This window comes from Xenorhabdus bovienii (assembly GCF_024721015.1).
Classification (GTDB): domain Bacteria; phylum Pseudomonadota; class Gammaproteobacteria; order Enterobacterales; family Enterobacteriaceae; genus Xenorhabdus; species Xenorhabdus bovienii.
Genome location: NZ_JANAIF010000040.1, coordinates 16,988 through 37,076, shown reverse-complemented (window position 1 = coordinate 37,076; position 20,089 = coordinate 16,988). Strand labels below are relative to the sequence as shown.

The 20,089-nt window shown below is 47.3% G+C and carries 15 protein-coding genes and 1 pseudogene; 1 reads left to right on the top strand and 15 read right to left on the bottom strand.

All coding sequences use genetic code 11. The features are described 5' to 3' along the window. Nucleotides 1-71 precede the first annotated feature (71 nt). The 15 genes and pseudogenes from NXS07_RS11960 to hexA all read right to left on the bottom strand — a co-directional run bounded on the left by NXS07_RS11960 (nt 72) and on the right by hexA (nt 18,022). A pseudogene (locus NXS07_RS11960) lies at nt 72-1,120 on the bottom strand (PhoPQ-activated protein PqaA family protein). 278 nt (nt 1,121-1,398) lie between these two features. Further along, complete coding sequence (gene nuoN, locus NXS07_RS11955; RefSeq protein WP_038207597.1) at nt 1,399-2,856, bottom strand: NADH-quinone oxidoreductase subunit NuoN; 1,458 nt, start codon at nt 2,854-2,856, stop codon at nt 1,399-1,401. A 6-nt stretch (nt 2,857-2,862) separates the two neighbouring features. Further along, entirely contained in the window at nt 2,863-4,383 is a 1,521-nt protein-coding gene (gene nuoM, locus NXS07_RS11950) for an NADH-quinone oxidoreductase subunit M (protein ID WP_258086807.1), read from the bottom strand. 19 nt (nt 4,384-4,402) lie between these two features. Beyond that, nucleotides 4,403-6,253 (bottom strand): NADH-quinone oxidoreductase subunit L, encoded by a 1,851-nt coding sequence (gene nuoL, locus NXS07_RS11945; protein WP_038207593.1) that lies wholly within the window; start codon nt 6,251-6,253, stop codon nt 4,403-4,405. Further along, a complete protein-coding gene (gene nuoK, locus NXS07_RS11940; RefSeq protein WP_012989308.1) occupies nt 6,250-6,552 on the bottom strand; it encodes an NADH-quinone oxidoreductase subunit NuoK in 303 nt (100 codons plus the stop codon). Before nuoK ends, nuoL begins: the two co-directional genes overlap by 4 nt. After that, the gene (gene nuoJ / locus NXS07_RS11935; protein ID WP_038190649.1) at nt 6,552-7,079 is read right to left on the bottom strand and encodes an NADH-quinone oxidoreductase subunit J; all 528 of its coding nucleotides are present in this window, start codon (nt 7,077-7,079) and stop codon (nt 6,552-6,554) included. Before nuoJ ends, nuoK begins: the two co-directional genes overlap by 1 nt. A 12-nt stretch (nt 7,080-7,091) precedes the next feature. After that, nucleotides 7,092-7,634: an NADH-quinone oxidoreductase subunit NuoI gene (nuoI, locus tag NXS07_RS11930; RefSeq protein ID WP_012989310.1), complete on the bottom strand. Its 543-nt coding sequence runs from the start codon at nt 7,632-7,634 to the stop codon at nt 7,092-7,094. Nucleotides 7,635-7,649: 15 nt separating this feature from the next. Further along, nucleotides 7,650-8,627 (bottom strand): NADH-quinone oxidoreductase subunit NuoH, encoded by a 978-nt coding sequence (nuoH, locus tag NXS07_RS11925; protein WP_012989311.1) that lies wholly within the window; start codon nt 8,625-8,627, stop codon nt 7,650-7,652. Next, a complete protein-coding gene (gene nuoG / locus NXS07_RS11920) occupies nt 8,624-11,350 on the bottom strand; it encodes an NADH-quinone oxidoreductase subunit NuoG (protein WP_155399201.1) in 2,727 nt (908 codons plus the stop codon). Before nuoG ends, nuoH begins: the two co-directional genes overlap by 4 nt. Nucleotides 11,351-11,432: 82 nt before the next feature. Beyond that, nucleotides 11,433-12,797, bottom strand: a complete 1,365-nt coding sequence (gene nuoF, locus NXS07_RS11915; protein WP_038192984.1) for an NADH-quinone oxidoreductase subunit NuoF — start codon at nt 12,795-12,797, stop codon at nt 11,433-11,435. Next, a complete protein-coding gene (gene nuoE / locus NXS07_RS11910) occupies nt 12,794-13,339 on the bottom strand; it encodes an NADH-quinone oxidoreductase subunit NuoE (RefSeq protein ID WP_038190644.1) in 546 nt (181 codons plus the stop codon). Before nuoE ends, nuoF begins: the two co-directional genes overlap by 4 nt. Before the next feature lie 2 nt (nt 13,340-13,341). Continuing rightward, complete coding sequence (gene nuoC, locus NXS07_RS11905; protein WP_196244153.1) at nt 13,342-15,141, bottom strand: NADH-quinone oxidoreductase subunit C/D; 1,800 nt, start codon at nt 15,139-15,141, stop codon at nt 13,342-13,344. An 80-nt stretch (nt 15,142-15,221) separates the two neighbouring features. Continuing rightward, nucleotides 15,222-15,896, bottom strand: coding sequence for a NuoB/complex I 20 kDa subunit family protein (locus tag NXS07_RS11900; RefSeq protein WP_038190638.1), 675 nt, complete (start codon nt 15,894-15,896; stop codon nt 15,222-15,224). 15 nt (nt 15,897-15,911) lie between these two features. Continuing rightward, nucleotides 15,912-16,355: an NADH-quinone oxidoreductase subunit A gene (locus tag NXS07_RS11895; protein ID WP_038192980.1), complete on the bottom strand. Its 444-nt coding sequence runs from the start codon at nt 16,353-16,355 to the stop codon at nt 15,912-15,914. A gap of 710 nt (nt 16,356-17,065) precedes the next feature. Next, nucleotides 17,066-18,022 (bottom strand): transcriptional regulator HexA, encoded by a 957-nt coding sequence (gene hexA, locus NXS07_RS11890; protein ID WP_038218819.1) that lies wholly within the window; start codon nt 18,020-18,022, stop codon nt 17,066-17,068. A gap of 813 nt (nt 18,023-18,835) precedes the next feature. On the opposite strand from hexA, the gene NXS07_RS11885 reads away from it, so the two are divergent. Next, complete coding sequence (locus tag NXS07_RS11885) at nt 18,836-20,050, top strand: pyridoxal phosphate-dependent aminotransferase (protein ID WP_258086806.1); 1,215 nt, start codon at nt 18,836-18,838, stop codon at nt 20,048-20,050. The last annotated feature ends 39 nt before the right edge of the window (nt 20,051-20,089 follow it).

Genomic DNA, 20,089 nt, shown 5'->3' with positions numbered 1-20,089 from the left:
GGTGCGTGGTTCGACGACTTTCAGTCGTCGGCACCGAAGTGCGCTAACCCACCTACTTCAGTAGGTGGTAGTTAAGTCTCGTGAACAGTTGCCATTAATTTCGGAAGTGCTGTTTTATTCTGAAAACGATTTATGAAGGAAATTAAAGATTGTTCTACAACCCCCTGAATACCATAATGACCGGAGTTTGGAGCAACACGCAGGGACTTTTCCCCCGGAAGTTTATCATAAAACGAGAATTATCAGGAGCATAAAAATCATCTCCGCTGGCATTGATGATATATTTAGGTATGGTGAGACGTGACTGATAATCTGAATCCAGATATCGTAATGGGTCCTCTACTTTCATCAACTTTAGGAAGTTGGGTGTCTTTATTAACTTGTCGATACCTTGTTGATAATAGGGGGAAAAGGTAATCGGCCAGTTTCCACCGTAAGTACGATACATATTCTCAAGAGCCAAGTCGGTACTAAGTAAGTCCATAACAAAGGGCACAATAGCATCAACGTCAGGATCTGAAATAGAAGATAACCAAGCTGTCCATCCGCGCTTTGATGCTCCAGTGACGATAAATTTATTAATATTCCATTCTTTCAGTTCCTGTTTTGCCACCCTCATAGCCTGAGATACAGTAACAGCCATAGGAATATGTAACGGAATTAATTTTCTCTGTTCCGGCCCATCCATAAACAATGCCCAGCTACGCGCAACGCTGTCATCTTCTTTGAGTGGTTTATTATTCTCGTATGTAATGTACTGATTCGGAATATTACTGACAGAAATAACTACCGTATTCGTGGATCGTGCAATCTCTGCCAGTGATTTCTCGCTGAAATTTGTTGGCTGGCTTGTTTTTTTGATGTCATCATCATAATTTGTTCCATTATTTACCACGACGAGCGCATGTTGCGATTTAGGGTTATCCGGGATATACATGTCAACGTCATGTTGCCAGCTATCAGGGGATACCAAATTTCCCGGCGACCATCGTTGTGATGTCATTTCATATTTTAGCAATTCAATACTAGGTAGTGATTTTTTGCCTTGGAGCGAATATTTAACCGGGAGCGCAGCCAGTTTCGCCCGGTAACACGGAATAACATGAGAAAAGTCAACCATATCCTCTTACTGGCATATGGCATTTTCCGTATTTATCAGAGCGGAACCTTCAGCAGAAAAGAAAAAAAGAGTGATAAATAGCTTACTTAGTTTCATCATTCATCCTTAATATTGAACAAGTGATACACATTGACGATTTCTTATTGCTGCATAATAGAAACCATTCTGATGCTACTACCGTAATAAATGCTATTTCATGATACCTTCCTCATGTCTCAAAAAAAAAGACCCAGCCAAAAATAGCTGAGTCTTCAGTGAAGTTTTATTAAGATTATGCCCTACATGGCGCTTTTCGCCTGCTGAACGATATCAATCACTGGTTGTGGCCAAATACCGAGGATCAACACCAGCAACCCAGAGATCAACACAACGATCCCACCTGAAGTCAACGCCCAGTTGCTTGGCGTATCGCGATTCAGTGTCTTCGGTGCAGGCAGATACAGACTAACCATTACTCGCAGGTAGTAGTAGAGGCCAATGGCACTGCCCAGCACGACAGCCCCCGTCAGCCACCACAATTCTGCTTCTACCGCCGTAGCGATAACATAGAATTTACCGATAAACCCGAATGTTAACGGTATCCCTGCCAGGGACAGCATTATGATAGTCATGACTGCTGACAGAATCGGTTTATGCCAGAACAGGCCACGGTATGAGTACAGTGAGTCAGCATCTGGACCTTGGTATGGACTGGACATCAGACTGACTACCCCAAATGCACCGATGCTGGCAAACAGGTAACCCGCCAGATAAATACCCGCCGTTTCTTCTGCCAATGTGTGACTTCGAATGGCAACCAAGACCACCAGCAAGTAACCCAAGTGCGCAATCGATGAGTAACCGAGCAGGCGCTTGATATTACTTTGTGTCAGTGCCAGCAAATTACCAAACAGGATGGAAGCAATTGCCATCACGGTCAGCACAATGCGCAGCGTTTCACTTTCAGCCACAGGTGCTTCGAGGAATAAACGCATTATCACCGCAAAGATAGCGACTTTGCTGGCCGTCGCCAGAAAAGTCGATACAGGTGCCGGGGCGCCTTGATAAACGTCTGGTGTCCAAAGTTGGAAAGGTACGAGGGAAAGTTTGAAACCCAGCCCCACAAGCATCATTCCCAGCCCTGCCAAGATCAGCGGCTCATGCAGTTGACTGTCACTCAGGCTTCTACCCAGTGACGCAAAGGACAAGTCACCTGATTCTGCGTACAACAGTGCAATACCGAATAGCAGGAACGAAGATGCCGCTGCGGACAGCAGCATATATTTAATACTCGCTTCCAGTGAACGTTTCTGGCGGTACGCATAACCAATCAAGCCAAATAATGGCAGAGTAATCAGTTCAATACCGATAAACAGTGATGCCATATGGTTAGCAGAAGAAAGCAGAATTCCTCCGACAGCCGCAATCAACACCAGCAGGTAAAATTCTTCTTTGTTATCGGGATAATTCTCCAGCCATGAGTAAGCAAATGTGGTCGTTGCAAGGCTCGCAATCAGCACAAGGCCAGTATAAAACATTGCAAATCTATCCACATGAATCAGTGGCGTGACATCCATCGGCTCCTGCTGTCCAACAAAATAGAGAGAAAGCAGGGCTAGATTCAGACCAATTACCGTTAAGGTGAAATTGATCAAATGATCGCGTCGCCACGCAATGGACAGCATCACAACCACCACCGTCAATCCGACGATCAATAGCGGCAACAGTGCGATCAATTGTTCAGAAGTTATTGTCATGGCGAGTTACGGCCTTGTAGTTAAAAGTGAAGCTGAATACCAATTTTGGATGTTACTCATCGCCGCCGCTGAGGTATCAAGGACTGGTTGCGGATAAACACCCACAATCACCAGCAAGACGACCAACAGTAGCAAAATGGAGATTTCACGCACATCCATCCGTTGTAGTGGCTTATCAGTTGTTGGCGTGCCGTAATACGCTTTCTGCATTAAATACAGTGCGTAAACGGATGCAAAAACTAAACCAAACACGGATACGGTAGTAATAAGGGTGAATTTGCTGAAACTGCCGAACAGGATCATGAATTCACCAACAAAGTTACCGGTTCCCGGCATACCCAGTGTCGCCACAGCGAAAAACAGCGATATCGCAGGCAACAGTTGAATTCTTCCCCACAAACCGCCCATATTACGCATATCGCGGGTATGCAGACGTTCATATAATTGCCCACACACGATAAACAGGCCAGCGGCTGACAAACCATGTGCAATCATCTGGATGACCGCCCCCTGATAAGCCAGTTGGCTGCCGGTGTAGATGGCAATCAGTACGAAACCCATGTGAGAAACACTGGTATAGGCAATCAGGCGTTTGATGTCAGTCTGGCTGAAGGCCATCCACGAACCGTAGAAGATACCAATGACACCCAGCCACATCGCAATCGGCGCAAATTCCGCAGAGGCTTGTGGAAACAGAGGCAAGCTAAAACGCAACAGACCATACGCCGCTGTTTTCAACAAGATCCCCGCAAGGTCAACTGAACCTGCAGTCGGTGCCTGGCTATGCGCATCCGGCAACCAGCCATGCAGAGGCACAACGGGCATTTTTACGGCAAATGCGATGAAGAAACCCAGCATCAGTAAGTATTGAACGGTATCTGACATCGGTGTATTCAGCAGTTTTTCATAGCTGAATGACCATTCTCCCGTTGCATCGTAATAGACGAAAGCTAATGCCAGAATCGAAATCAGCATTACCAGACCACTGGCTTGGGTATAGATGAAGAATTTCGTCGCTGCCGTAATACGGGTTTTACCGCCTGAACCTCTGTGTCCCCACAGAGCGATCAGGAAATACATCGGCACCAGCATCATTTCCCAGAAGAAAAAGAACAGGAACAGGTCGATGGCAAGGAAGACACCCATCACACCGCCAAGTATCCACAGCAGGTTCAGATGGAAGAATCCCTGATATGGCTGGTTTTCATTCCACGAACAGAGAATTGCCATCAAGCCCAGCAGTGCTGTCAAGACCACCATCAGCAGTGATAAACCATCCAAAGCCAGATGAATGGAGATGCCAAAGCGAGGTATCCACGGGATCAGGAATTCTGATTGCCACTGTGGAATGCCCTGTGGGTTGGTCAGCGTATAACCGCCCTGTAACCAAAGTTGCAGGGAAAGCAGCAGAGTCAGCCCCATCGCCAGAAGCGCTATCCAACGCGGCATACGGGTGCCGAAGCGCTCCGTCTGCCAGCACAGCAAGCCACCGATGAAGGGTAGAAGAATTAGCCAAGGTAGTAGCATGGCGCAATGTGTCCCTTAATTAAATCAAAAGCAGCAGAGCCAAAACCAGCACTGCCCCCAACCCCAAAGAGGTAGCGTACCAACGGACTTGTCCGTTCTCACTTAAGCCAAGCCCCTTATTACCCCAACGTGACAATATGGCAGGAATATTCATCAGTGAGTTCAAAGGATCATTCTGTAATAGTTGAGTAATGCCTTTGAATGGTTTCACGAATACCCAGTCATACAGTGCATCAAATCCCCATGCATGGAACCACCATGTGGAGAAGAAACGCCCCGGCACACTGTTTGCAGTGGCCTTAACCACAGCACGTTTGCCCAAGTACAACGCTGCTGCCAGCAAGATACCGAGAACAGCAACCACACCAGAAACAATCTCTAATGTCAGTTTGTCGTCATGCCCTGCTGTTGTACTACTTTCCGGCAGAACTCCCGCTAACGGTGGCACAATCAGCGCTCCTACAAAAGTAGAGAGCACCAGCAATACCGATAGAGGTAAGGTATGGGTAATCCCTTTGACTGGATGAGCCTTGGTATTTTCTTCACCGTGAAACACGATAAAGATCATTCGGAAGGTATACAGTGATGTCATCAAAGCACCGACAAGCCCCGCCAGCATCAGGTTCATATGACCATTCGCCAGTGCGCCCCACAGAATTTCATCTTTACTGTAGAAGCCAGCAGTCAGAAGTGGCAGCGCTGACAGTGCCGAACCACCCACGATGAAGCAGAGATAAACAAACGGAATGCGCTTACTCAAGCCACCCATTTTGAAGATATTCTGTTCGTGGTGACAAGCCAGAATCACGGAGCCAGAAGCAAGGAATAACAGTGCTTTGAAGAATGCATGAGTCATCAGGTGGAAGATGGCGGCATCCCACGCCTGAACGCCCAGAGCCAGAAACATATAACCAATCTGACTCATGGTGGAATAGGCCAGCACGCGTTTGATATCGGTCTGCACCAGCGCTGCGAAGCCTGCCAGCAGCAAGGTAATAGCCCCAATAGTACCAACCAGATGAAGAATATCCGGCGCCATCAGGAACAACGCATGGCTGCGTGCAATCAGGTAAACCCCGGCAGTAACCATAGTGGCCGCGTGGATCAAAGCAGAAACCGGTGTCGGACCTGCCATCGCATCTGCCAGCCACGTTTGCAGTGGCAACTGAGCCGATTTACCCACGGCACCACCCAGAATCATCAAGGTTGCCCAAGTAATCGCCGTAGAGCCTGCTTCGATATGCTGCGGTGCCAATACCGCCAATTCGCGGAAACTCAATGTGCCAAACTGGTCATAAAGGATAAACATCCCAATGGCAAGGAACACGTCACCTACGCGGGTTACGATGAAGGCTTTCATTGCCGCTGCGCCATTGGCAGGCGTTTTATAGTAGAAACCGATCAGCAGATAACTACACAGCCCAACGCCTTCCCAACCGAGGTACATCAGCAGCATGTTATCCGCCAGTACCAAAACCACCATACTGGCGATAAACAAATTGGTATAAGCGAAGAAACGGGAGTAACCCTCTTCACCGCGCATGTACCATGAAGCATAAATGTGGATCAGGAAACCAACGCCCGTCACAACACTCAGCATGGTCAGAGATAGCCCATCCAGTACCAGATTAACCGGAATACTGAAGTTATCTGCCTCCATCCAGTTCCACAATGTCTGGCTGTAAACCAGCCCCTCTGCCCCATTCTGGGCGTGGAAATCCACCCCGGCCCAGAGTGTGGCTAATGCTGCCAGCCCAACAGAAGCACTCCCAATGGTAGCTGACAGATTTTCAGACCAGCGGCCACGAGAGAATGCCAATAGTAAAAAACCCAGCAGTGGCAGTAGAATTGTTAAATAGAGTAGGTTCATCCGCGCATCTCACTGACTATATCAATATTCAGACTCTGGCGACGACGGTACAACTGTAGTAACAGTGCCAGACCTATACTCGCCTCGGCGGCTGCCAGAGTAATGGCCAGAATGTACATCACCTGACCATCAGGCTGGAGCCAATAGCTGCCGGCAACAACAAACGCCAGTGCCGAAGCATTGATCATGATTTCCAGCCCGATCAGCATAAATAACAGATTGCGGCGGACAATCAGGCAAACAAAGCCCAATACAAACAAAATAGCCGCCAGAATCAGACCATGTTCTAAAGGTATCATTATTGATCCTCCGTACGATTACTGATCACTTCACCCTGACGATTTTCACGGCCAATGTGATAAGCCACTACCAGCCCTGCCAGCAGTAACAGTGATGCCAGTTCTACTGCCAGGACATAAGGCCCGAACAGGCTAATGCCCACTTCTTTGGCACTGACCACTTCACCGCTGATCTCAGCCGTTGGCAGGCTGCTGATAGCAAAGATCAACACAATCAGCAGCACAGTAGCCAGAATAGCCGGGCCGATCCAAACGCGGAGCTGCAACCATGCCCGCTCTTGCTCGACAACAGATTTACCGAGGTTGAGCATCATCACGACGAAGACAAACAACACCATGATCGCACCCGCGTAAACGATAATTTCCAGTGCACCGGCAAAATATGCGCCCAGTGAAAAGAACACGACCGACAGTGCCAACAGAGAAGTAATCAGGTACAGCAACGCATGTACTGGGTTAGTGTGCGTTATCACCCTGAGTGTAGCGAGGATGGCAACCAGCCCTGCGACATAAAATGTAAATTCCATGAATATCGCTCCTTACGGCAACAGGCTTTTAACATCGATAGGTTTAGCTTCATTGTCGGCTTCCCCTTTATCTTTGCCATCAATCGCCATGCCTGTCTTATGGTAAAAGTTATAATCAGGATATTTACCCGGTCCTGAAATCAGCAGATCTTCTTTTTCATATACGAGATCTTGACGCTTGAATTCGCCCAGTTCGAAATCCGGTGTCAACTGGATAGCGGTCGTTGGGCAAGCCTCTTCACACAGTCCGCAGAAAATGCAGCGCGAAAAGTTGATACGGAAAAATTCAGGATACCATCGGCCATCTTTATGTTCGGCTTTTTGCAGTGAGATACATCCTACTGGACACACCGCCGCACACAAGTTACAGGCGACACAACGCTCTTCACCGTCAGGATCACGCGTCAGAACGATGCGCCCACGGTAACGGGGTGGCAAATAAACCGGCTCTTCCGGATACATTTTTGTTTCGCGTTTATGGAAGGCATGAAGCCCTATCATCCAAATACTGCGTACCTGGGTGGCGAAACCAACCACTAACTCTTTCAATGTCATGGTTCAATTCCCCCTTTATTGAGCGTTGTATAAAATTACTGCGGCAGTCGCCAGCAAGTTGAGTAAAGTTAACGGTAGGCAGACTTTCCAGCCAAATGACATCACTTGGTCATAACGCGGACGCGGCAATGCGGCACGGATCAGAATGAACATCACCATGAAAAATGCCGTTTTTAACGCAAACCAGATGAAAGAAGGCAATAAAGGCCCATGCCAGCCACCAAAGAACAATGTGACGATTAAAGCAGATACCGTCACGATACCGATATATTCCCCGACAAAGAACAAACCGAATTTCATGCCGGAATATTCGACGTGATAACCATCCGCCAATTCCTGCTCTGCTTCCGGCTGGTCAAAAGGGTGACGGTGACACACCGCCACACCAGCAATAGCAAAGGTCAGGAAACCAAAGAACTGGGGAATGACATTCCACATATGTTGTTGTGAATTGACGATATCCACCATGTTGAAGGAGCCAGCCTGTGCTACGACGCCCATCAGAGCAAGACCAAGGAAAACTTCATAGCTCAGTGTCTGTGCCGATGCACGCATTGCCCCCAACAGGGAATATTTATTGTTGCTCGACCAACCGGCAAACAGCACAGCGTAAACCGACAAACCTGCCATCATCATAAAGAACAGAATGCCGATGTTCAGATCCGCCACCATCCACGTGGGGCTGACTGGCACGATAGCAAACGCCAGCAGTAACGAGCAGAAAGCAATGATTGGAGCCAGAGTGAAAATAGCCCGATCGGAGAAACGCGGTACCCAGTCCTCTTTAAAAAACATTTTGAGCATGTCAGCGACGAGCTGCAATGAACCGCCCCAACCCACACGGTTTGGCCCGTAGCGGTTCTGGAACAGCCCAAGCAGGCGGCGTTCGCCGAAACTCATGAACGCCCCGCAAACAACAACAACCAGCAGAATGACAACCGCTTTCAGAATAGTAATCAAGACTTCAATCACATCGGGAGTAAACCAACTCATTGTGCAATCCCCCGTAAGTTATTGGCTGATTTACCCGCCAGAACAGGTGGAATACCCGGCATTCCCAGCGGCAGGCCAATCTGACCCTGCACCAGATTGCCGCTTAAGCGCACAGCCAGCCGCAATTGTTGACCCGCACAGTCAAATTCCATCATGGAACCTTCTTTCACATTCAGATGTTCAGCATCCTGATGATTCATCATCACATACGGCTCAGGCATACGTTCCTGTATTACTTCTGCACGCTGTGACAATTCTTCACTGCCGAACAGGTGGAAATAAGGCGCGACATACCATTGGTTTTTCTGTGCAGCAAATGCAGCCGGAATGCTGTCAAAGTAGTTCAACCCCCCATCGGTCGTTTCAATCAAACGCATACCAGGATCACCGAAACGCAGTTTGCCACCGACTTCCGCCTGGAATTTGTTCCATGCCTGCGGGGAGTTCCAGCCGGGCGCCCATGCAAATGGGATTTGCTGACGTTCGGCAAACGGACTGTTGTTCCCTTCCATTGAGAAAGCAAATGCCGTGTCGATATCCTGCGGTTGGCGCTGCTCATGGACACTGACATTGGCCAGCATTGCCGTACGGCCACTGTAACGATGAGGTGAACGAGCCAATTTCTGACCACGGATACGGAATGTGGAATCCGGAGCGGCATTGACGATACCTTTGAATTGAGGCATAGCTTTGACACAAGCTTCAATCACATGGTCAAGTTGCGCCCAGTCAGTCTGGCATTGTGCGTAAGTGGTATACAGGGAATGCATCCAGCGCCAGCTTTCCAGCATAACGATAGATTTGTCATAGAATGACGGTTCATAAACCTGAAAATAGCGCTGGGCACGGCCTTCCTGATTCACCAGCGTACCGTCACTTTCGGCAAAGCTGGCAGCTGACAGAATCAAGTGAGCCTTATCCATGATAGCAGTACGTTGATGATCAACGACGATCAGATTTTTCAGGCTGCCTAATGCACTGTCAATCTTATCGGCTGCCGCATGACGATAGAGATCGTTTTCCACCACAATCGCGGTATCAGAATCGCCTTTGGCAATACGCTGCAAAGCGACATCCAACGGCTGTGCTTCCATCATCGCCAGACCGAGGCTATTAGCATAAGCCGCAACAAAGGAAAGCCCAACATTTGCGCCTTTGTCTTTCAGTGCCCATGCGATATTGGCCGCCGCCTGAATCAATGCATCACTACCAGCATTGCTGCCACTGATAATCAATGGTTTTTTCGCATCACGCAGTGCCTGTGCAACAATTTCTACCTTCGTTTTCAGCTCATCCGGCAGATCATTGACGGCGGGTGCGATGCTGTTCAGGGCATGCGCCACAGCAAAACCAAATCGGGCTTGATCATCAGTTGGTGCACGGTAATTCCATGCTGCAATATCATCCAGTCGGGTATCATCAACGCTGGTTAAAAACAAAGGATATTTGGTGTGCTGACCGATATTCATCACTGCGGCAATCTGCCAATCAGCCACTTTCTGAGCCGCAGCCATTTCACGCGCCTTGCCCTTGACCGCCTGGCGTACAGACAGTGCCATGCGAGCCCCCGTTTGGGTCAGATCTTCACCCAAAATCAGCACTGCATCGTAACCTTCGATCTCACGCAGGGATGGAGTATAGACGCCGCCTTGCTGAAGAATCTCCAGCATCATATCGAGTCGGTTCTGTTCTTCCACTGATATGCCGCTATAGAAGTTTTCTGCGCCAACCAGCTCACGCAGAGCAAAGTTGCTTTCAATGCTGGCGCGTGGCGAACCGATACCAATAGCATTTTTGGCCTGACGCAAAATATCCGCCCCACCCTGCATAACCTGCTCGGCATTCAGTGAAATCCACTGATCACCACGCAATTGCTGTGGCTGACGAGGACGATCGTCACGGTTAACATAACCGTAGCCAAAACGACCACGGTCACACATAAAGTAGTGGTTAACAGTGCCGTTGTAACGGTTCTCAATCCGGCGAACTTCACCATGACGTTCACCGGGACTGGTGTTACAGCCAATACTACACTGTTGGCAGATGCTTGGTGCAAACTGCATATCCCATTTACGGTTGTAACGCTCTGAGTGGGTCTTGTCGGTAAATACCCCTGTCGGGCAGATTTCAACAAGGTTGCCGGAAAATTCACTTTCCAGCGTACCACTTTCAGTGCGACCAAAATAAACGTTGTCATGAGCACCATAAACGCCAAAGTCCGTTCCGTCCGCATAATCTTTGTAGTAGCGAACGCAACGGTAACAGGCGATGCAGCGGTTCATTTCATGGGCAACAAATGGCCCCAGTTCCTGATTTTGGTGAGTACGTTTGGTAAAACGGTATTTACGGAATGAATGCCCCGTCATCACCGTCATATCCTGCAAGTGACAGTTACCCCCTTCCTCACAGACAGGGCAGTCATGGGGATGGTTGGTCATCAACCATTCCACGACACTTGCGCGAAATTGCTTCGCTTCTTCATCATCAATAGAGATAAACGTGCCTTCTGTCGCTGGTGTCATACAAGACATCACCAGACGACCACGCGTATCTTCTGCGTTCTGATATTGCTTCACCGCACACTGGCGGCAAGCGCCAACGCTTCCCAGCGCTGGATGCCAGCAAAAATAAGGTATATCCAGCCCCAATGAGAGGCAGGCTTGTAACAGGTTATCAGCCCCGTTTACATCATATTCTTTGCCGTCTACATGTATCGTAGCCATAGTCAGCATGCTTCCCAATGGCCTGCCGTGGCAGGCGTTAATCAAAAATTCTGCTTGAGCGAACCGTTCTTGCAAACAAGCCTTACCAGCGCTGCTTGAGCAGGTTTGGCTGAATGCCCGCAATCAGATTGGTGTTGCCGTAGTCTTTGGTGACAATTCCCGCTTCAAATTCATCACGGAAATATTTAATAGCACTCTGCAAAGGCTCCATAGCGCCAGGCGCATGGGCACAGAAAGTTTTGCCGGGGCCGAGGAAACGGCAGAGTTGTTCCAAAGTTTCGATATCACCAGGCTGACCTTTCCCATCCTCAATGGCGCGGAGGATTTTGACGCTCCACGGCAAACCATCACGGCATGGCGTACACCAGCCACAGGATTCACGGGCGAAAAACTCTTCAAGGTTACGGGTCAGGGAAACGATGTTGATCTCATGATCAACGGCCATTGCGAGTGCAGTTCCCAAGCGGCTGCCTGCTTTAGCGATATTTTCAAAATCCATCGGCAGATCAAGGTGATCCACAGTCAGGAAATCGGTTCCCGCTCCGCCGGGCTGCCAAGCCTTGAATTTCAGACCGTCACGCATACCACCCGCATAATCTTCGAGAATTTCACGGGCAGTGGTGCCAAAAGGCAGTTCCCAAACGCCCGGATTTTTGACCCGACCGGAAAAGCCCATCAGTTTGGTGCCGGCATCTTTACTTTTGCCTTCGCTCAGACCGATGTACCACTCTTTACCATGTTCAAGGATCGCAGGGACGTTACACAAGGTTTCAACATTGTTTACACAAGTTGGTTTACCCCATACGCCGGACGTAGCCGGAAATGGCGGTTTTGAACGGGGATTCGCCCGGCGTCCTTCAAGGGAGTTAATCAACGCGGTTTCTTCACCACAGATATAACGCCCTGCGCCGGTATGAACAAACAGTTCAAAATCAAAACCACTACCAAGAATATTTTTACCGAGCAAACCAGCCGCTTTAGCTTCTTCAATTGCTCTGCGCAGATGTACCGCCGCCTCGACATATTCGCCACGCAGGAAGATGTAGCCGCGGTAAGCTTTCAACGCAAAGGCGCTGATCAGCATCCCTTCCACCAGCAGATGAGGCAGCTGTTCCATCAGCAGGCGGTCTTTGTAGGTTCCCGGCTCCATTTCATCCGCGTTACACAGCAGATAACGAATATTCATGCTTTCATCTTTTGGCATCAGGCTCCACTTCAAGCCCGTGGAGAAACCTGCGCCACCACGCCCTTTCAAACCAGCATCTTTCACCAGCGTGGTAATTTCATCAGGAACCATGCCCTTCAGTGCTTTTTCAGCGCCTTTGTAACCACTCTTGCTACGGTATTCATCCAGCCAGACAGGTTGTTGGTCATCACGCAACCGCCATGTCAGGGGATGAGTTTCCGCTACGCGGATAATTTCTTTCACTCCTGAGTGCGTTGTCATGGATACTGCTCCAGTAGTTTTTCAATTTCTTCTGGTTTCACGTAACTGTGAGTGTCCTCATCAATCATCATGGTAGGCCCCTTGTCACAGTTCCCCAGACAGCAGGTTGGCAACAGTGTGAAACGCCCATCTGCCGTAGTTTGCCCCGGACGAATGTTCAAGTGCGTTTCTATCGCTGCCTGAACACCCTGATAACCTGTGATGTGACACACAACGCTATCGCAATAGCGAATAATGTGGCGCCCTACTGGCTGGCGGTAAATCTGGCTGTAAAACGTCGCCACCCCTTCCACATCACTGGCGGGAATACCCAAAACTTCAGCAACGGCATAGATGGCACCGTCCGGCACCCAACCACGCTGTTTCTGTACAATTTTCAGTGCCTCAATTGACGCGGCACGCGGATCTTCGTAATGGTGTTTTTCCTGCTCGATGGCATCACGTTCTGCGGTACTCAGTACAAACGCACCCTGTGTCTGAGCGTCCGTTACGTTAATCACATCAAGACGTACTTGCTTGTTTGCGTTAAATTCACTTTGCATCGTTAGCGATCCACATCAGACATAACAAAATCGATACTGCCCAGATAAACGATCAGGTCAGAAACCAGACTGCCGCGGATCACCGATGGGATCTGCTGCAAGTGAGCAAAACTCGGTGTACGGATGCGGGTACGGTAACTCATGGTGTTACCATCACTGGTCAGGTAATAACTGTTGATACCCTTGGTTGCTTCAATCATCTGGAATGATTCATTGGCAGGCATAACCGGACCCCATGACACTTGCAGGAAGTGGTTGATCATGGTTTCGATGTGTTGCAGGGTACGCTCTCTGGGGGGTGGCGTGGTCAGCGGGTGATCAGCCTTGAACGGGCCTTCTGGCATATTCTTGAGACACTGCTCAAGGATGCGCATGCTCTGGCGGATCTCTTCCACTTTCAGCATGACACGGTCGTAACAATCGCCGTTATAACCTGTTGGCACTTCAAAATCGAAGTTCTCATAACCGGAATAAGGGCGCCATTTACGCACGTCAAAGCCGATTCCGGTTGCACGCAGACCTGCACCTGTCACGCCCCAGTCCAATGCCTGCTTGGAGTTATAAGAAGCTACGCCCACAGAGCGCCCTTTCAGAACACTGTTTTTCAGTGCCGCTTTAACATAGGAGTTCAAACGTTTTGGCAACCAGTCAAGCAGGTCTCGCAGCAGTTTATCCCAGCCGCGGGGCAAGTCATGGGCAACACCACCAATACGGAACCATGCTGGATGCATACGGAATCCGGTAATCGCCTCGACGACATCGTAAACTTTCTGACGGTCTGTAAAGGCAAAGAACACTGGAGACATTGCACCAACGTCTTGAATGAATGTACTGATATAGAGCAGGTGACTGTTAATGCGGAATAGCTCAGACAGCATGACGCGGATGGTTTTCACGCGATCAGGCACATCAATTCCAGCCAGCTTCTCAACGGCCAGCACGTACGGCATTTCGTTGACACATCCTCCCAAATACTCGACACGATCAGTGTAAGGGATATAACTGTGCCATGACTGACGTTCACCCATTTTTTCCGCACCACGGTGGTGGTAGCCAATATCGGGAACACAATCAATGATTTCTTCGCCATCAAGCTGAAGAACAATGCGGAATGCGCCGTGAGCTGAAGGATGGTTGGGGCCGAGGTTGAGGAACATGAAATCCTCATTTTCGGTACCGCGTTTCATACCCCACTCTTCTGGTTTGAAAGTCAGTGCTTCCATTTCCAGATCTTCTTTCTGCTTGGTCAACATGAAAGGGTCAAATTCCGTAGCGCGTGCGGGATATTCCTTGCGCAGCGGATGTCCTTCCCATGTATCCGGCATCAGGATGCGACGCAAATTCGGATGACCATTGAATGTAATCCCGAACATCTCCCACGTTTCACGCTCATACCAATTAGCATTAGAGTAAATTGACGTGACGGTTGGGACATTCAAGTCTTTTTCATTGAGTGCGACTTTCAGCATGATGTCACGATTACGCTCAATGGAAATCAAGTGATAAAACACCGAAAAGTCTGCCGCAGGAAGCCCCTGTCGGTGAGAGCGCTGACGCTCATCGACACCATGCAGGTCAAACAGCATGACATAAGGTTTGGGCAATTTTTTCAGAAACGTTATTACTGCCAGTAATTGTTCTCGCCTAACCCAGACAACCGGCATACCGGTACGGGTAGGCTGGACGGAAAAGGCATCTGGGCCAAATTGACGATTAAGCTCGCTTACAACCGGATCATCAAGGTGATCCCGTGTTTCCCAAGCAGGCCGTGCGCTTTCTTGCGCGATCTGATCTGTCATCATTCTTCACCACAACGCTTGATCAGGGTTTATTGTGATCGCAACACATTGCTCTGGTTACGTACGCTATATGGCTAAAAGCCTTAAATTTCGTCTGGGGTACGCAGGTTTTTCACTGCAATACGTTCACCGCGCTTCCGTTCTCTTTCTGATTGCATATTGGCGCGGTAAACCCCCTGATCGCCGACAACCCATGATAGAGGGCGGCGCTCTTTGCCTATGGACTCCTGCAACAGCAGCAGTGCCTGCATATAGGCTTCGGGGCGGGGAGGACAGCCCGGGATATAAACATCAACAGGGATAAATTTATCGACCCCTTGAACTACAGAATAAATATCGTACATACCGCCGGAGTTTGCACAGGCACCCATGGAAATGACCCATTTTGGCTCAAGCAGCTGGTCATACAGACGTTGAATAACAGGAGCCATTTTGACGAAGCAGGTTCCTGAAATCACCATGAAGTCGGCCTGACGTGGAGATGCCCGCAATACTTCTGCGCCGAAACGCGCAACATCGTGAACGGCGGTAAATGACGTCACCATTTCTACATAACAACAGGAAAGTCCGAAGTTATAAGGCCACAGGGAATTCTTTCTTCCCCAGTTCACCATGTCATGCAAAGCATGTTCCAGTTTGCCCATATAGACACTGCGGTGAACGTGCTGCTCCAGGGGATCATTGACAAGTTCCTGTTTTTGCAGGGGATAACGGTCATTCTCACCGTTCGGATCTATGCGGGTGAGCGTATAATCCATCTTTATGCCTCGCTATTACTGCATATGACTGTTGTTGGTATGAATGTCAGCACTGGGTTTACTGACTTGACGTTGTGAGCGCGCAGGAGTCCAGTTCAGTGCTCCAATGCGAGCCAGATAAACCAAGCCTGCCAATAACACCAAAATGAAAATACTTGCTTCGGCAAAACCCAGCCAGCCACTTTCTTTGATAGAAACTGACCATGCGTATAAGTAAAGGGCTTCAACGTCGAAGATGACAAAGAACATGGCGACCAGATAAAACTTCGCTGACAGGCGGAGACGGGCGCTGCCGACAGAATCGATACCCGATTCATAAGGTATGTGTTTCGCTCTGCCTTTCGACCTGCCCCCCAGGAAGTACGCACCCAATAACATAAGCGCACACAGACCAAAAGCACCTAGCAGGAAAACTGCAAACGCCCAGTGATGGGCAAAAACTCCAGTGGATGTAGACATACTCGTTGCTTACTCATCAAAAGTGGTGTCAAGATGTCTGCTCTTTTTGCCGGCAGTGTTGCACCACATCGATTCATGGGAAGGGATAACAACCAAATATGAAACAGTGCTAATCAATATCATTAATAGCTTGAATCGTCTTGGTTTTTATTCCTCTAAACAATATTTTGCCTGCATGGCAAAAGCGACTACCTATTTATTTACAAACAAAAAACCATTAATTAACAGATTGTGCTTATATATCGCTAAAACGTGTCAGTCGAGTAAAAAGCCACCAACGCGCCATAACTAGTTTAACCGATAACTCGACTTTACTACACTATTATCTCAGGAAAAACCTGTCTTTCCACCGCACTAATCAGAGTATTTTTATGATCGAGTGCACAATTTCATTGAAAAATATTCAACACTTGAATGTAATTCATTCAATCCTTAATAAATTATTTCTAAAAAGGGCTGTAGAACCGCAATCTAGCAACTATTTCCAAAAGCGAATTTATTTTATCAATTTAGAAAAATGAAAGTTGTTAACAAAACAACATTCCTTTAACTAAAATTCGAAAGAGATAGGAAAATTAATAGGGTATATTTTTGGAGGGAAATATCAGAAATGGAAACGAAAACCTGAAAGAATTATTAATAACAGTTTAGAAAAAGGCTAATATCTCCACAAATAAAATGGAAATATTAGCCTATAAAACACGTAATACTTACTCGTCTATATTTTCAACAGTGGATATTTCAACTGATTCATCAATCTCGTCGGTTTCACCAGATTCGACAGTAGTTACGGTATAAGGTGTTTTCTTATTTTCTATCGCATCAAAAACAGTCAGGACAGATTCATTCTGTTCGTTACTGTTTCGATACAAGAAGAATTGTATTTCTGGCAGGCGTGGCAGCCCTTCACTTTCCCCCAAAATTCTTAGATCTGCATTCTGCATTTCCAGAGGGCGGGCAGTAATGCCAACTTCAGCATTCACAGCTGCACGAACAGCTGATAGGGAAGCCGCTTCATAAGCAATACGCCATGAAATACCGGCCGTATCCAGCGTATCCAGCGCGATCTGACGGAATGGGTTGGTTTCATCCATTACAACCAACGGTATAGCTTCGTTCGTCTGCAACTGAAAATCAGGCGCACAGTGCCATAACACAGGCGAGGAGCGCAGAACCGTTTTTGGATGGTGATTAATTTTTGCTGTGGTCAATGCCAAATCAATTTCATGGTTATCCAGCATGCTTTCAATAAACTGAGTGCGTTTGATTCGCACATCAACAGCCATGCGTGGATAGACAGAAGCAATGCGATTTAACAGGAAAGGAAGAAGGGTATCAACAGTATCATCAGATGCCCCTATTCTTAATTCACCGTCAGCATCATTGTACGTCAATGATGCAGTAGCATCGTCATTGGCACGTAAAATCTGACGTGCATAACCAAGAAGTTGAAGCCCATGTTCAGTCAGGAGCTTGTTACGTCCGTGGCGAGCAAACAATTCTCTCCCCACAAGATGCTCCAGACGTTGCATTTGCTGACTCACAGCCGATTGCGTTCTACAAACTGCTGCTGCGGCGGCTGCAAAAGTATTTAAGTCAGCAACGGCAACAAAAGTTCTTAGCAGATCGAGATCGAGGTTTATTATCTGACGATTTGCATTTATCATTGTTTATTCATCACTTTTTTTTTGATTTTAATTACTAACTAACCTGGTGTTTTTACTTCAGCAGTATCAAATAAAATAATACCGATTGTGACATTACTCTACTCTATTAAAGAGGGCAAAGGTTTACTGCTTTTTTTTTACTATCTATATAATCATGGGTTTTAATTTCTCCTTTCTTAACAAAATTTATGCAATCTCCAAATTAAAGCGGAGATAAAACTCTATTTACATCACATAATCACCAATTTCCAGTACAAATATCCTTTTTCTGACTTACCTCAAAGAATAGCGTAACTGAATGAAGAAAATTTATCTCAACCCAAAAATATTAATATTCTTAATGATTTAACCTTTTCATTGAAAAGTCCTGAAAATGTTACGGGTAAAAATTCAAAAACATTGTCAAAGTATCATGTGATAAAAACCTTAATTAACTTTACGTCAGTAAAGATAAATTATAAGAATACATTATACAAACCTTCTTACTTTTATTGACAATTCGAGTTCCCTTTAATGTTGTAGACTAAAAATTCATCATTAAATTACCTGTTCTTTCATTCAGCCAACTAAAAACACGCCATTATTTAAAATTTAAAGCCAAGAATAAATAAAAATCAAGAATAAAACACCAATAAAATACGATTTTTTAGAGGGCAAACTTATACATTAGTCTTTAAAACAACCGTTTTCACCAAAGATATCAAAGCATCTTCAAAATACAGACTGAGAGGAGTACATTGATCATTACACTTTAATCACCACACTTTGTATGCCGGGTAAAACCCACTTCTTGCCACGAGGTTAAGGCACTCTATGTTTTCCATTAATAAATCCAGCAAATTAGATAATGTCTGCTACGACATCCGGGGTAATACCCTCAAAGAAGCCAAGCGACTTGAAGAAGAAGGCAATAAGATACTGAAATTAAATATTGGTAATCCGGCGCCATTTGGCTTCGAAGCACCCGATGAAATTTTGGTCGATGTTATTCGCAATCTTTCAACCGCTCAGGGCTACTCTGATTCGAAAGGGCTGTACTCCGCGCGCAAAGCGATCATGCAGCATTATCAAGCCAGAAATATGCTGGATATTACCGTTGAAGATATCTTTATTGGTAACGGTGTTTCTGAGCTTATCGTTCAATCCATGCAAGCTCTGCTCAATACTGGGGATGAAATGCTGGTGCCTGCGCCGGATTATCCTCTCTGGACAGCAGCGGTATCACTTTCCAGCGGCAAGGCTGTTCATTACCTATGTGATGAACAACAAGGCTGGTTCCCTGATTTAGATGACATTCGCCGTAAAATCACCCCACGCACCCGGGGGATTGTCATTATTAACCCGAACAACCCAACGGGAGCGGTATATAGCAAAGAGTTGCTACTGGAAATCGTGGAAATTGCCCGTCAGCATAATTTGACTATTTTCGCCGATGAGATTTACGACAAAATTCTGTACGATGATGCCCAGCACCATTCCATCGCGGCACTGGCCCCCGATCTCTTTACCGTTACCTTTAATGGCTTATCAAAAACCTATCGCGTTGCGGGTTTCCGTCAAGGCTGGATGGTACTGAATGGCCCGAAAAAACAGGCAAAAGGCTATATTGAAGGGCTGGAAATGCTGGCATCCATGCGTCTTTGCGCCAACGTCCCAATGCAGCACGCCATTCAAACAGCTTTGGGGGGCTATCAGAGCATCAGCGAATTTATTTTTCCGGGCGGTCGCCTCTATGAACAACGTAATCACGCATGGGAATTGATTAATCAGATCCCCGGTGTTACCTGCGTGAAACCCATGGGCGCCCTGTATATGTTCCCGAAAATAGACACCAAACGTTTCAACATCCATGACGATCAGAAAATGGTGCTGGATCTGTTATTACAGGAAAAAGTGCTGTTGGTTCAAGGTACGGCGTTCAATTGGCCAGAACCTGACCATTTCCGTATTGTCACACTGCCACATACTACTGATTTGCAAATAGCGATTGAGAAATTTGCCCGCTTTATCGGCAATTATCGGCAATAAGCATAACCATCCTGCGTGAATATTAGAGCCTAAACAGCT